The sequence below is a fragment of the Streptomyces sp. NPDC002463 genome (assembly GCF_042889835.1).
Taxonomy (GTDB): Bacteria; Actinomycetota; Actinomycetes; order Streptomycetales; family Streptomycetaceae; genus Streptomyces; species Streptomyces nymphaeiformis.
In genome coordinates this window covers 97,705-111,074 of sequence record NZ_JBIARL010000018.1, presented here as the reverse complement: position 1 = coordinate 111,074, position 13,370 = coordinate 97,705, and the positions used below count along the sequence as shown (strand labels likewise).

The window sequence follows — 13,370 nt, the reverse complement described above, 5'->3', positions numbered from 1 at the left end:
CCTTCCGAGGAGACGACCATGAAGTCCTTCCGCCTGTCCGCCGCGGCACTGCTCGTGCCGCTCGCCCTGCTCGCCTCCGCCTGCTCCGGTGCCTCCGCGGCCGGCAGCGCCTCGAACTCCGACGGCAAGGGCTCCCTCGTCCTGAACGTCGGCGACCAGAAGGGCGGCTCCGAGGCCCTGCTGCGCGCCGCCGGTGAGCTCGACGACCTCCCGTACCGGGTGAAGTGGTCGACGTTCACCTCCGGCCCACCGCTCCTCGAAGCGGTGAACGCCAGAGCCGTCGACCTCGGCTCCGTCGGGAACACCCCTCCCGTCTTCGCGGCCGGCGCCGGCTCGAAGATCACCGTGGTCGCCGCGACGCACGGCGACTCCGCGGGAGAGGCGATCCTCGTCCCGAAGGACTCCCCGCTGCGCACCGCGCGGGACCTGAAGGGGAAGCGGATCGCCGTCGCCCAGGGCAGCTCCGCCCACTTCCAGCTGATCGCCTCGCTCCGCAAGGCCGGACTCGGCCTGGAAGACGTCCGGGTCAGCCTGCTGCAGCCGGCCGACGCGCTTGCCGCGTTCACCGCCGGCAAGGTCGACGCCTGGGCGGTCTGGGATCCGTACACCTCCCAGGTCCTGCTGAGCGGCAAGGGCCGGGTGCTGACCGACGGGCGCGGCCTCACCAACGGCCTCGGCTTCCAGGTCGCGGCCCCGTCGGCGCTGGCCGACCCGGAGAAGGCGAAGGCCGTCGGCGACTTCGTGGAGCGGCTGCGCCGGGCCCAGGGCTGGGTGTTCGACCACCCCGAGGAGTGGGCGAAGGTCTGGTCGAAGGAGACCGGGCTGCCGTACGAGGTGGCCCTGGCGGCCGTGAAGCGGAGCAACGGGACGCGTATCCCCGTCGCCCTCGACGACGCCGCGATCGCCTCCGAGCAGAAGATCGCCGACACCTTCGCCGGGCTGAAGCTCATCCCGCGCACGTTCCGCTTCGCGGACTACGTCGACACCCGTTTCAACAAGGACCTGCCGCCGTCCACCACCCCGGCGCGCAGCTACGGAAAGGCCTCCTGATGACCGTCCATCTGCACTGGTTCCTGCCGACCGGCGGCGACGGCCGGACCCTCGTCGACCGGCACGCCTACACGGACGGCGGGATCACCCGGGACCGGACCGTGTCCGGGGTGCGCGCGCCCGACATCGACTACCTCGTCCAGATCGCCAAGGCGGCCGAACAGCTGGGCTTCGAGGCCGTGCTGACCCCGACCGGCACGTGGTGCGAGGACGCCTGGCTGACGACGGTCGCACTGTCCCAGCACACCGAGCGGCTGAAGTTCCTGGTGGCGTTCCGGCCGGGGGTGATCTCGCCGGTGCTCGCGGCGCAGATGGCGTCCACGTACCAGCGGATCACCCGGGGCCGGCTGCTGCTCAACGTCGTGACCGGCGGCGACTCGGCCGAGCAGCGCCGCTTCGGCGACCACCTCGACCACGACCGGCGGTACGCGCGGACGGCCGAGTTCCTGTCGGTGGTGCGGGGCGTGTGGGGCGGGCGGCCGTACGACTTCGACGGCGAGCACTTCCGGATCGAGGGCGGGCTCACGGCGCTGCCGCCGGACCCGCTGCCCGAGATCTTCTTCGGCGGCTCGTCGGCGGCGGCCGGCCCGGTCGCGGCCGAGCACGCGGACGTGTACCTGACGTGGGGCGAGCCGCCGTGGCAGGTGAAGGAGAAGATCGACTGGATCCGGCGGCTCGCGGAGGAGCGCGGCCGGACGGTCCGGTTCGGGATCAGGCTGCACACGATCTCGCGCGACTCGGCGCGGGAGGCCTGGGCGACGGCCGACCGGCTGCTCGCGGATCTCGACGCGGAGACCGTCGCCGCGGCGCAGGAGCTGCTCGGCCGGAGCGAGTCGGTGGGCCAGCAGCGGATGCTGGCGCTGCACGGCGGCGGCTCGCTGGACCGCGACCGCCTGGAGATCTCGCCGAACCTGTGGGCGGGCGTCGGTCTGGTACGGGGCGGAGCGGGGACCGCGCTCGTCGGCAGCCACGCGGATGTGGCGGACCGGATCGAGGAGTACCACGCCCTGGGCGTGGAGCACTTCGTCCTGTCCGGCTACCCGCACCTGGAGGAGGCGTACTGGTTCGGCGAGGGCGTGACGCCCGAGCTGGCGGCGCGCGGCCTGCTGCCGTCGGCCCCCGCCTCCCCGCTGCTCGGCGTCCCGGCGGCGAACGGCCGCCCGGCCTCCGCTCCGGGCGGTGCGCCGCTGCTCGTGCCCGGCGGGCGGTAGACGCCACCACGGGGCGGGGCCGGCGCGGGAAGAACCGCACCCCCGCCCCGGTTGGTGGAAGCGTGAACGATTTCGGGTTCGAAGAGGTCAGGGCGGTGGACGTCGTCGTCATCGGCGCCGGGCAGGCGGGGCTCTCGGCCGCCTTCCACCTGCGGCGCACCGGACTGGAGCCGGACCGGGACTTCGTCGTCCTGGACCACGCCCCCGAGCCGGGCGGCGCCTGGCAGTTCCGGTGGCCCTCGCTCACGTACGGCAAGGTCCACGGCATGCACGCGCTGCCCGGCATGGAGCTGACCGGGGCCGATCCCGCCCGTCCCTCCTCGGAGGTGATCGGCGCGTACTTCGACACGTACGAGCGGACCTTCGGCCTGCGGGTCCACCGGCCCGTCGACGTCACCGCCGTGCGGGAGGGCGAGGGCGGGCTGCTGCGGGTCGAGACCTCGGAGGGCGTCTACGCCACGCGGGCCCTGATCAACGCGACCGGCACCTGGGACCGGCCGTTCTGGCCGCGTTACCCGGGGCAGGAGACCTTCCGGGGCCGTCAGCTGCACACCGCCCAGTACCCGGGCCCCGAGGCGTTCGCCGGGAAGCGGGTGCTCGTCGTGGGCGGCGGGGCCTCCGGCACCCAGCACCTCATGGAGATCGCCGAGGTCGCCGCGGGGACGACCTGGGTGACCCGGCGCGAGCCCGTCTACCGCGAGGGCCCCTTCGGCGAGGTGGAGGGCCGCGCGGCCGTCGCCCTGGTCGAGGACCGGGTGCGGCGCGGGCTGCCGCCGCAGAGCGTCGTCTCGGTCACCGGGCTCCCCCTCAACGACGCGATCCGCGCGGCACGCGCGCGCGGGATCCTGGACCGGCTGCCGATGTTCGACCGGATCACCCCGACCGGGGTGGCCTGGGACGACGGCCGGACCGTCGACGTGGACGTCATCCTGTGGGCGACCGGTTTCCGTGCGGCGATCGACCATCTGGCACCGCTGCGGCTGCGGGAGCCGGGCGGCGGCATCCAGGTCGAGGGGACGCGAGCGGTACGGGACGAGCGCGTCCACCTCGTCGGCTACGGGCCCTCGGCCTCGACGATCGGCGCCAACCGGGCCGGGCGCGCGGCGGTCTCCGACATCCGCCGCCTGCTCGACGGCGACCGGGACCGCGAACGAGACGGCGACCGAGGCCACGGAAGCGAACACGACCAGGTCGCCGCACCCACTTCCTGACCTGCGCGTTCACTGCCGCGCGGCGCTCCGATTGGCGTTGAAGTCGGCCACGTTCGCCTGGTGGGTGGCGTAGTCGGCGGTGAAGCGGGTGTCCCCCGGGGCCACCGTGACGAAGTAGAGCCAGTCGCCGTCCGCGGGGTGGATCACCGCGTCCAGGGCCTGGTCCCCCGGGTTGCCGATGGGCGTCGGCGGGAGGCCCTTGCGGGCGTAGGTGTTGTACGGACTGCGGGACTTCGTGTCCTCTTCGCTGGTGTCGACGGTGCCGCGGCCGAGGGCGTAGTGGAGCGTCGAGTCCATCTGCAGCGCCATGCCCCGCGCGAGCCGGTTGTGGACGACGCGGGCCACCTTCGCCATGTCCTCCGGGTTGTCGGCCTCGGCCTGCACGATGCTGGCCGCGATCACCGCCTCGTAGACGCTGAGTCCGTGCGCCCGCGCGCCCTCGGCGATCCGCCGGGTGCCGTAGTGCTTGACCGCGGTGTCCACCATGAAGCGCAGCAGCGCCTCCGGGGTGGTGGCCGGGAGCACGGGATACGTCGCGGGGAACAGGTAGCCCTCGGGGTTGCCGCCGGCAGCGGCGGGCAGCGGGAGGACGCCGGGCGCGGTGGCGGCCTTCCGGGCGGTCCCTCCGGGGAGGTGGAGGGCCCGGTCGACGGCCGTGTAGACCTGGGCGGCCCGCCGACCCTCCGTGACGAGGAGGGTGCGGGGCGGTTCGACGGCCGGTTCGTCTCGGGCGAGCAGCAGCGGGACGGTGACGGCGGCCGCGAGGGCGAGGACGGCTCCGAGGAGCAGCGCGAGCCTGCCGCGCCGGGTGAGGCGGGCGCGGCCGTCCCGGCGGTCCCGGCGGTCTCGGCGGACTCGGCGGTCTCGGCGGTCTCGGCGGGGAGGCCGGGGCAGGGAAGGGCGGCGAGGACGGCGCGGGGGTGCGTACGGTGACGGCGTCCGGTACGTCATGGCCGCACGCTAACCCGGCCCGTACGCGAATCCGGGGACCCGCACACGCGGCGGCGCCGCCGGCCCCCTGGGACGGGGGGCCGACGGCGCCGGGCACTGCGATCGTCAGACGAGCCAGCCCAGGAAGTGGAGGACGCCGGCGAGCAGGTTGGTGATGACGTTCATGGTGGTGCTTCTCCTCGTACAGGTACATCAATGGGACGTGTGCGGTCGCGGTCTGCAGCCCGTCGCTCGCACTCCGTAATCTTCCGATGCCGCACGGGAGCCGGGCAACGAATCCAGGAACGATCACACGTTCTGGGGAACAACCGCTCCCACGTTCGCCTGTTCGGTCGGAGTGGGGTCCTCCTCGGTGCCGTTCACGGCCGTACGGGCGTCCCGGCGGACCAGCGCCGCGTACCGCCCGTCCCGGGCGAGCAGCTCCTCGTGCGTCCCGCGCTCCGCTATCCGGCCCGCCTCCAGGACGACGATCTGGTCGGCGTCGCGGACGGTGGAGAGCCGGTGGGCGATGGTGATCGTGGTGCGGCCGGCCGACAGGGCGTCGATGGCGCGCTGCACCGCATGCTCGGTGCGGGTGTCGAGGGCGCTGGTCGCCTCGTCGAGGATCAGCACGGGCGGATCGCGCAGGATGGTGCGCGCGATGGCGAGACGCTGCTTCTCGCCGCCGGAGAAGCGGTAGCCGCGCTCGCCGACGAGGGTGTCGTACCCCTCGGGGAGCGAGGCGATGTGCTCGTGGATCTGGGCGGCGCGGGCGGCGGCCTCTATCTCCTCGTCGGTGGCGTCCGGCTTCGCGAAGCGGAGGTTGTCGGCGACGGAGGCGTGGAAGAGGTACGTCTCCTGGGAGACGACGCCGACGGCGCGGGCGAGGGTGTCGAAGTCCAGGTCGCGCACGTCGACCCCGTCGAGGGTGACGCGGCCGCCGGTGACGTCGTACAGCCGGGGCACCAGGTAGCTGAGGGTGGACTTGCCGGAGCCGGTGGGGCCGACGACGGCCAGGCTGCCGCCGGCGGGGACGGTCAGGTCGATGCCGTCCAGGGTCGGGCGGCTCTGCCCGTCGCGGTCGTAATGGAACTCGACCTTGTCGAAGGCGACCTCGCCGCGGATCTCCGGCAGCCGGACCGGCTCCTCGGGCTCGGTGATCTCGACGGGCAGGTCGAGGTACTCGAAGATGCGCTGGAAGAGCGCGAGGGAGGTCTGCACCTGCACGCCGGTGGAGAGCAGGCTGACGGCGGGCCTGAAGAGACCCTGCTGGAGCGAGACGAAGGCGACGAGCGTGCCGAGCGAGATCTCCGAGACGCCCCGCCCGAGGGCGATGCCGGCGGCCCAGTAGATCAGGGCGGGCATGGCCGCCATGACGATGCCGATGGTGGACATCCGCCACCGTCCGGCCATGGAGGAGCGCACTTCGAGGTCGACGAGGCGCTCGGACTCCTCGGCGAAGGACTTGGTCAGGGAGTCGGCGCGGCCCATGGTGCGGCCGAGCAGGATGCCGCTGACCGAGAGGGACTCGGTGACGGTCGCGGCCATCGCGGCCATCTGCTTCTGGCGCTGGGTGGTGATCTTCTTGCGCTCGCGGCCGACGCGGCGGCTGATCCAGACGAAGACCGGCAGCAGGAGCAGCGAGACGAGGGTGAGGCGCCAGTCGAGGGCGAGCATGGCGACGACGGTCGCGACGACGGCGGTCAGGTTGGAGACCAGGGAGGTGGCCGTGGAGGTCACGGTCGCCTGCATGCCGCCGATGTCGTTGGCGATGCGGGACTGGACCTCGCCCGTACGCGTGCGCGTGAAGAAGGCGAGCGGCATCCGCTGGAGCTGCTCGTAGACCCCGGTGCGCAGGTCGTGCATGACGCGCTGGCCGACGGTGGTCGAGATGAGGGTCTGGAGCACGCCGAAGACGCTGGTCAGGACGGCGGTGGCGATCATGCCGAGGGCGAGCAGGCTGAGGAGCCCGGTGCGGCCCTGGGGGATCGCGACGTCCAGGATCTCGCGGAGGAGGAACGGCGAGGCGACCGACACGAGCGAGGCGGCGCCGACCAGGAGGCCGACGAGCGCGAGGCGCGCGCGGTAGGGGCGGAAGAGCCGCAGGATCCGCCGCACCTGCGCGGGCTCCTTGGGCTGGCCGGAGTCGCGGGGCGGGGGCGTCCAGTCGGACTGGTCGTGGGGGCGCATGGGCTCCTTCGGGAGATTCGACGGTCGATGAGACCATAGCTCATTGTTACCTACACTCACAATGAACATGGTCCTGATATTGTTCCCGTATGAACACCTCCGACCGTCCGGGCGGGACCGACACCGACGGGCTCCTCGCCGAGCAGCTGCTGCGGCTCACCCGGCGTCTGCACCGCATCCAGAAGCGCCATCTGGAGCCGGTCGGCATCACCCCCGCGCAGTCCCGGCTGCTGCGCACGGTCGCGCACTTCGGCGAGCCGCCCCGGATGGCGGACCTCGCGGCCCGCCTGGAGGTCGTCCCGAGGGCCGTGACCAGTCTCGTCGACGGCCTGGAGGCGGGCGACCGGGTGCGCCGGGTGCCCGACCCGAGCAACCGCCGGGTGGTGCGGATCGAGCTCACCGACGCGGGCCGCGCCACGCTGCGCGAGCTGCGCAGCGCGCGCCGGGCCGCCGCAGAGGACATCCTTGCTCCATTGACCGTCGAACAGCGCGAGGTGCTCGAAGGTCTGCTGTCCGCCCTGGTCGACCCCGGCCCGGAGCGCGGCTGCTGACCCGACGGGTGCGGGGACGCGCCGAAGGGGAGCCAGGACATGCCGCTGCTCGAACCGAACCCGCAGGCCCTGCGTCCCGGTACGAAGCGGACGCCCGCCCCGGACCGGGTGCCGGAGCTCCAGGCGCGCGGCACGCCGCGGCAGCTGCGCCAGGAGCTCACCGAGCTCCTCGGTCCCGGCAAGGTCCTGTCGAGCATCTCCGACCTGGTGCGCTACGCCTCGGACGCCAGCCCGTACCGCTTCGTCCCGCAGGTCGTCGTGGTCGCCGAGGACATCGACGACATCTCCACCGTCCTGTCGTACGCCCACGGCAAGGGCCGCGAGGTGGTCTTCCGGGCCGCCGGGACCAGCCTCAACGGCCAGGCGCAGGGGGAGGACATCCTCGTCGACGTGCGCCGTCACTGGGCGGGCGTCGAGGTCCTCGACGGCGGGGCCCGGGCCCGGATCCGGCCCGGCACCACCGTGGTGCGGGCCAATGCCGCGCTCGCCCCGCACGGGCGGGTCCTGGGGCCCGATCCGGCCAGCGCGATCGCCTGCACGATCGGCGGGGTCGTCGCCAACAACGCCTCGGGGATGACGGCCGGCACGACCCGGAACTCGTACCGGACGGTGTCCTCCCTGACCGTGGTGCTGCCGAGCGGCACCGTGGTCGACACGGCGGCCCCGGACGCCGACGAGGAGCTCGCGCGCGCCGAGCCGAGGCTGTGCGCGGAGCTGATGGCGCTGAAGGCGGAGATCGAGGCGGACGCCGTGCTGACCGCGCGGATCCGCGCCAAGTACGCCATCAAGAACACCAACGGCTACCGGCTCGACGCCTTCCTCGACGGCGACACCCCGGTGCGGGTCCTGCGCGGACTGATGGTCGGTTCCGAGGGCACCTTCGGCTTCATCTCCGAGGTCGTCTTCGACACCCTGCCGCTGGACCGGGAGGTGTCCACGGCCCTGCTGTTCTTCCCCTCGCTGCCGGCCGCCGCCGCGGCCGTGCCCCTCTTCAACGAGGCCGGGGCGCTCGCCGTCGAGCTGATGGACGGCAACACGCTGCGGGCCTCGGTGAGCGTGGCGGGCGTGCCCGCCGACTGGGCGGAGCTGCCGAAGGAGACGGCGGCGCTCCTGGTCGAGTTCCGGGCCCCGGACACGCAGGCCCTGGAGGCGTACGAGCGGGCGGCGGAGACCGTGCTCGGCGGCCTCGGCCTGATCGCCCCGGTGGCCTCCGTGGAGAACACCTTCACCCGGGACCCGAAGCGGATCTCCGGCTACTGGAAGGCCCGCAAGGCCTTCGTGACGGCCGTCGGCGGCTCCCGCCCCTCCGGTACGACCCTGATCACCGAGGACTTCGCGGTGCCGCCGGACCGGCTCGCGGAGGCCTGCGAGTCGCTGCTCGGCCTCCAGGCCCGGCACGGCTTCGACGCGGCCGTCGCCGGCCACGCGGCCCACGGCAACCTCCACTTCCTGCTCGCCTTCGACGCGGCCGACCCCGCCGACGTCCAGCGGTACGCGGCCTTCATGGACGAGTTCTGCAAGCTGACCGTGGAGCGCTTCGACGGCTCGCTGAAGGCGGAGCACGCCACCGGCCGCAACATCGCGCCGTTCCTGGAGCTGGAGTGGGGGACGCGGGCGACCGATCTGATGTGGCGGGTCAAGGAGGCCATCGACCCGGCCGGTGTGCTCGCCCCGCGGATCGTCCTGGACCGCGACCCGCAGGCCCATCTGCGCGGCCTGAAGACGATCCCCACCGTGGAGCGGATCGCCGACCCCTGCATCGAGTGCGGATTCTGCGAACCGACCTGCCCCAGCCACGACCTGACGACCACTCCGCGCCAGCGGATCGTGCTGCGCCGGGAGATGATGCGCCAGTCCGACGGCTCGCCGGTCGAGGCCCGGCTCCTGGAGGCGTACGGCTACGACGCCGTCGACACCTGCGCCGGCGACTCCACGTGCAGGCTGGCCTGCCCGGTCGGGATCGACACCGGGGCGCTGATGAAGGAGTTCCGGCACCAGCGGCACTCGCCTCGCGAGGAGCGGGTCGCGGCTCTGGCCGCGCAGAACTTCCGCGCGGTGGAGGCCTCCGCGCGGCTCGCGGTCGCCGCCGCGGACCGGATCGGCGACCGGGTCATGGAATCGGTGACGGGCCTCGCCCGCAGGGCCGTCCGCCCCGACCTCGTCCCGGAGTGGCTGCCGGAGATCCCGGGCGCGGCGGCCTGGCGGCTCCCCCGCACCCACCGTCCGGCGGCGGTCGCCGTCTACTACCCGGCCTGTGTGAACCGGATCTTCGGCAATCCGGAGGGCGTCCGCGGGCCCTCGCTGCCGGAGGCCGTCGTCGCGGTGTCCGCGCGGGCCGGGCGGCCGGTGTGGATCCCTGACGACGTGGCCGGCACGTGCTGCGCGACGATCTGGCACTCCAAGGGGTACGAGCGGGGCGACGAGGTGATGGCGAACCGGATCGTCGAGGCCGCCTGGGGGTGGACGGCCGGCGGGAGGCTGCCGCTCGTGGTGGACGCCTCCTCGTGCACCCTCGGCATCGCGCACGAGGTGGTGCCGTACCTGACGGAGGAGAACCGTGAGCTGCACGCCGAACTGACCGTGGTGGACTCGCTCGTGTGGGCGGCGGACGAGCTGCTCCCCCGGCTCGACGTGCGCCGCCGGGTCGCCTCGGCCGTGGTCCATCCGACCTGCTCGATGCGGCACCTGGGCGACGAGGAGAAGCTCACCGCGCTCGCCGGGGCCTGCGCGGAGGAGGTCGTCGTCCCCGCCGACGCGGGCTGCTGCGCCTTCGCCGGCGACCGGGGCATGCTGCACCCGGAGCTGACGGCATCGGCGACGGCCCGCGAGGCCGCCGAGGTCACGGCCCGGCCGTTCGACGCGCACGTCTCGGCGAACCGGATGTGCGAGATCGGGATGAACCGCGCGACAGGCCGGAGTTACGAATCGGTGCTGCTCGCGCTGGAACGCGCCACCCGCCCCTGATTATCCGTCAATCCTCCACGCACCAGGGCGGACAGGGCCCCTCACCCCGTACGGTGAGGGGCCCTTCGTATGTTCGGGTGATCATCCGCGGCCGGTGCGGCTCGGCGGAGGAACCTGAACAGTACAGTCCAACCACCCGTCAGCAGGGAGGTTCCATGGACGACCAGACACCGCGCCCCCCGAGCCGTCGCACGGTTCTGCGGACCACGGCCGGAGCGGGACTCGCCATCACCGCCGCGAGCGGGCAGACCGCGCAGGCCGCCACCGTTTCCGCTCCCGCCGTCGCGCCGCGGACCCCCTCCGTGCCGAAGCGCCGGGGCGCCACCATGGCCGGCGTCCCGTTCCAGGGCCGGTCCACCGTCCGGATCGGCATCATCGGGCTCGGCAACCGCGGCGGCGGCATGATCGGCAACTTCCTCGCCCTCCCCTGGGTCCAGGTCGTCGCCCTCTGCGACCCGGTGCGCGAGAAGGCCGAGAAGGCCGCCAAGGCCGTCACCGCCTCCGGCCGGCCCGCCCCCACCCTCTACACCCACGGCGAGGAGGACTACGCGAACCTCTGCGCCCGCACCGACCTCGACTTCGTGTACGCGGCGACCCCCTGGGACACCCACTTCGCGATCGCCAGGACGGCGATGCAGAACGGCAAGCACGTCGGCGTGGAGTGCCCGATCGCGCTCGAGCTCGACCAGCTGTGGGAGCTCGTCGACCTGTCGGAGCAGACCCGCCGCCACTGCATGCAGCTGGAGAACTGCTGCTACGGGCGCAACGAGATGCGGGTGCTGCGGATGGCGCACGCCGGGAGGTTCGGGGAGCTGCTGCACGGCGCGGGGGCGTACAACCACGACCTGCGCGGGCTGCTGTTCTCGCCGACGTACTACGAGGGGCCCTGGCGCCGGCTGTGGCACACCCGGCTGCGCGGGGACCTCTACCCGAACCACGGCTTCGGGCCGGTCGCCAACTACATGGACGTCAACCGGGGCGACCGGGCGGTGAGCATCAGCAGCTTCGGCACCCCGTCCCTCGGGCTCGCCGAGTACCGCGCGGCGCACATGCCGGCCGGCGACCCGAGCTGGAAGGAGACGTACATCGAGAGCGACCGGACGATCAGCATGGTGCAGACGGCCAAGGGCCGGCTGATCCGCCTGGAGCACGACGTGTCCACCCCGCACCCGTACAGCAGGATCAACAGCCTGGGCGGTACGCGGGGGGTCTTCGAGGACTACCCGGCCCGGATCTATCTGGAGCCGGACCACAAGGACGACGTCTGGGGGGACTTCTCGGCGTACGCGGCCGAGTTCGACCACTGGCTGTGGAAGGACCACGCCAACCCGCCGGGGGCCCACGGCGGCATGGACTACATCATGGTCTACCGCCTGATGCAGTGCCTCCAGAAGGGCCTGCCGCCGGACTTCGACGTGTACGACGCCGCCACCTGGACGGCTCCCGTGCCGCTGAGCCACGCCTCGATCAAGGCGAACGGCGCGCCGCAGGAGATCCCCGACTTCACGCGCGGCGAGTGGCGCAGGGCCCGCGCGGGCGTGGACTCGGCCAAGCCGGCCTGACCGGCGGCACTGCCCGGCCCCTCGGGAAGCGGGCCGGGCAGCGTCGTGTTCAGCAGCGCCGCAGGTCCTCGGTGACCGTGCCCTGGACGGAGGTCAGGCTGCGGTCGTAGCAGCCGGCGGAGCCGTACAGCCGGTAGCGCTCGGTGCTGGTGCCGACCGCGTGCCGCTGGTCGCGGGGGACGCCGAGCGTGAAGGAGGCGTCGCCGGTGTACGTGTCGTCCAGGCGCGACCAGGACAGCCGCTTGCCGTTCCGGACGACGTCGACGGCGGCGCGGTCGCCGACGGTGAGCTCGGTCCGCAGACGGTCGGCGCCGTCGACGGCGATCTCGCCGTCCATCGTGTACGTGCGCCGGGTGTGGGTCGCGGTCCGGTTGACGGTCACGGTCTCGTCGTCGGTCCAGCGGGCGGTGAGCGCGTCGGGGTTCTCGTCGGCGCCCCAGCGGTGCGTGGACCGGTGGTCGACGGTACGGGTGACGGTCGTCGCGACGCGGCCGTGCGAGGTGTTCAGGTGCCCGGCGACGGTGAGCGTGTCGCCGCCCGTGGCCTCCAGGACATCGGGCGAACCGGCCGTGTACACGGCGGAGTCGCGCGGGGTGCCGGGCTCGTGGCGGTCCAGGCCGCCGGTGACGACCTCGCTGCCCTCGTCCTGCCAGAGCAGCACGTTGGTGGGGATGCTCCAGCCGGACTGCCCGGCGGGGACGCCGGCGACGGAGACCTCGACGCGATGGGCCGCGCCGTCGTTGAGCAGGGCCGCGAAGGGCGTGAGGTCGTAGGTGATCGGCTGCACGTCGAAGGCGCGCGGCGCGGGCGTCACGTACCAGAGGAAGGGGTTGGACCAGCCGCCGGTCCACACGTGCGGGAAGGGTGCCGCGATGCCGGCGAGCTTCCCGTCGACGGAGATCCGCACCTCCCGGTAGGGCCCGTCGGTGGCCTTGCAGGAGTAGGGGGCTGCGTCGGGGACGGTGAGGTACCAGAACTCCTCGCAGCCGCCGCCGGATCCGGTGGCGTACACCTCGGCGAGGACGCGCTCGGTGTTGCGCGGGGTGGTGAGGGTGGCGCCGGTGAGCGGGACGACCCGGTCGGGGGTGCCGGCGGCGGGCTTCACGCGACCCTCGGCGGCGTGGAAGGTGAGGGTGACGCGGACGTCGATGACACCGGTGTACGTCTCGTTCACGACGTTGCCGATGAGCATCTCGACCGGCTGCGGGCGGCTGAGCGTGTCCCGGTAGCGGGTGACGTCCTTCTCGACGGACCAGCTGATGCCGTCGGGAGAGGGCTCGGGGGTGGAGGTGCGGAGGATCTCGACGCCGCCGAGGGTGAGGTAGCCCAGACGGTCGTACTGGCGGCCCTTGACCTGTCCGTCGAGGCGCAGCACCACCTTGTTCCAGCGGGCGCCGGTGCCGCACTCCTTCGGCGGGGCGTAGCTCCCCCGGTACGGGGTGAAGTCGCGGAACCGGGTGGCGGCGAGGGTCACCTCGCAGGTGCGGGTGCCGGGAGTGGCGACGGGCGGGGCGGCGGTGACCGGGTCGTGCCAGTCGGTGGAGAACTCGGCGGGGGGCGTCGGGCCGGTCGGACCGTCGGCGGCGGCCGGGTGGGCGGTGAACAGCGCGCCGGCGGCGAGCACCAGACCGCCGATCACGCTCGTGATCTTGAGTGATCTCATGGCCCGGAAGTGAAGCGCGGCCACGGCTCGCGGTCCAG

9 protein-coding genes are annotated in these 13,370 nt (G+C 73.1%); 6 read left to right on the top strand and 3 right to left on the bottom strand.

What is annotated here, in order from left to right:
- Nucleotides 1–18 precede the first annotated feature (18 nt).
- From ACFYX3_RS31295 to ACFYX3_RS31285, 3 genes are all read left to right on the top strand, one after another.
- A complete protein-coding gene (locus ACFYX3_RS31295; RefSeq protein ID WP_389020479.1) occupies nt 19–1,050 on the top strand; it encodes an ABC transporter substrate-binding protein in 1,032 nt (343 codons plus the stop codon).
- Nucleotides 1,050–2,261 (top strand): LLM class flavin-dependent oxidoreductase, encoded by a 1,212-nt coding sequence (locus ACFYX3_RS31290; RefSeq protein WP_116162314.1) that lies wholly within the window; start codon nt 1,050–1,052, stop codon nt 2,259–2,261. Before ACFYX3_RS31295 ends, ACFYX3_RS31290 begins: the two co-directional genes overlap by 1 nt.
- Before the next feature lie 62 nt (nt 2,262–2,323).
- Nucleotides 2,324–3,472: an NAD(P)-binding domain-containing protein gene (locus ACFYX3_RS31285; RefSeq protein WP_389020475.1), complete on the top strand. Its 1,149-nt coding sequence runs from the start codon at nt 2,324–2,326 to the stop codon at nt 3,470–3,472.
- A 9-nt stretch (nt 3,473–3,481) separates the two neighbouring features.
- On the opposite strand, the gene mltG is transcribed toward ACFYX3_RS31285, so the two are convergent.
- Both mltG and ACFYX3_RS31275 read right to left on the bottom strand, forming a co-directional pair.
- Complete coding sequence (gene mltG / locus ACFYX3_RS31280; protein ID WP_389020472.1) at nt 3,482–4,423, bottom strand: endolytic transglycosylase MltG; 942 nt, start codon at nt 4,421–4,423, stop codon at nt 3,482–3,484.
- A gap of 288 nt (nt 4,424–4,711) precedes the next feature.
- Nucleotides 4,712–6,592, bottom strand: a complete 1,881-nt coding sequence (locus tag ACFYX3_RS31275; protein WP_389020469.1) for an ABC transporter ATP-binding protein — start codon at nt 6,590–6,592, stop codon at nt 4,712–4,714.
- An 89-nt stretch (nt 6,593–6,681) separates the two neighbouring features.
- On the opposite strand from ACFYX3_RS31275, the gene ACFYX3_RS31270 reads away from it, so the two are divergent.
- The 3 genes from ACFYX3_RS31270 (at nt 6,682) to ACFYX3_RS31260 (ending at nt 11,669) form a co-directional block, all read left to right on the top strand.
- Nucleotides 6,682–7,143 (top strand): MarR family winged helix-turn-helix transcriptional regulator, encoded by a 462-nt coding sequence (locus tag ACFYX3_RS31270; protein WP_116162307.1) that lies wholly within the window; start codon nt 6,682–6,684, stop codon nt 7,141–7,143.
- Between the two features lie 39 nt (nt 7,144–7,182).
- Entirely contained in the window at nt 7,183–10,107 is a 2,925-nt protein-coding gene (locus tag ACFYX3_RS31265) for an FAD-binding and (Fe-S)-binding domain-containing protein (RefSeq protein ID WP_389020465.1), read from the top strand.
- 155 nt (nt 10,108–10,262) lie between these two features.
- Nucleotides 10,263–11,669 (top strand): Gfo/Idh/MocA family protein, encoded by a 1,407-nt coding sequence (locus ACFYX3_RS31260; protein WP_389020462.1) that lies wholly within the window; start codon nt 10,263–10,265, stop codon nt 11,667–11,669.
- Nucleotides 11,670–11,718: 49 nt separating this feature from the next.
- Here ACFYX3_RS31260 and ACFYX3_RS31255 read toward each other — a convergent pair whose 3' ends face one another.
- Nucleotides 11,719–13,332 (bottom strand): peptide-N4-asparagine amidase, encoded by a 1,614-nt coding sequence (locus ACFYX3_RS31255; protein WP_389020458.1) that lies wholly within the window; start codon nt 13,330–13,332, stop codon nt 11,719–11,721.
- Nucleotides 13,333–13,370: the final 38 nt, after the last annotated feature.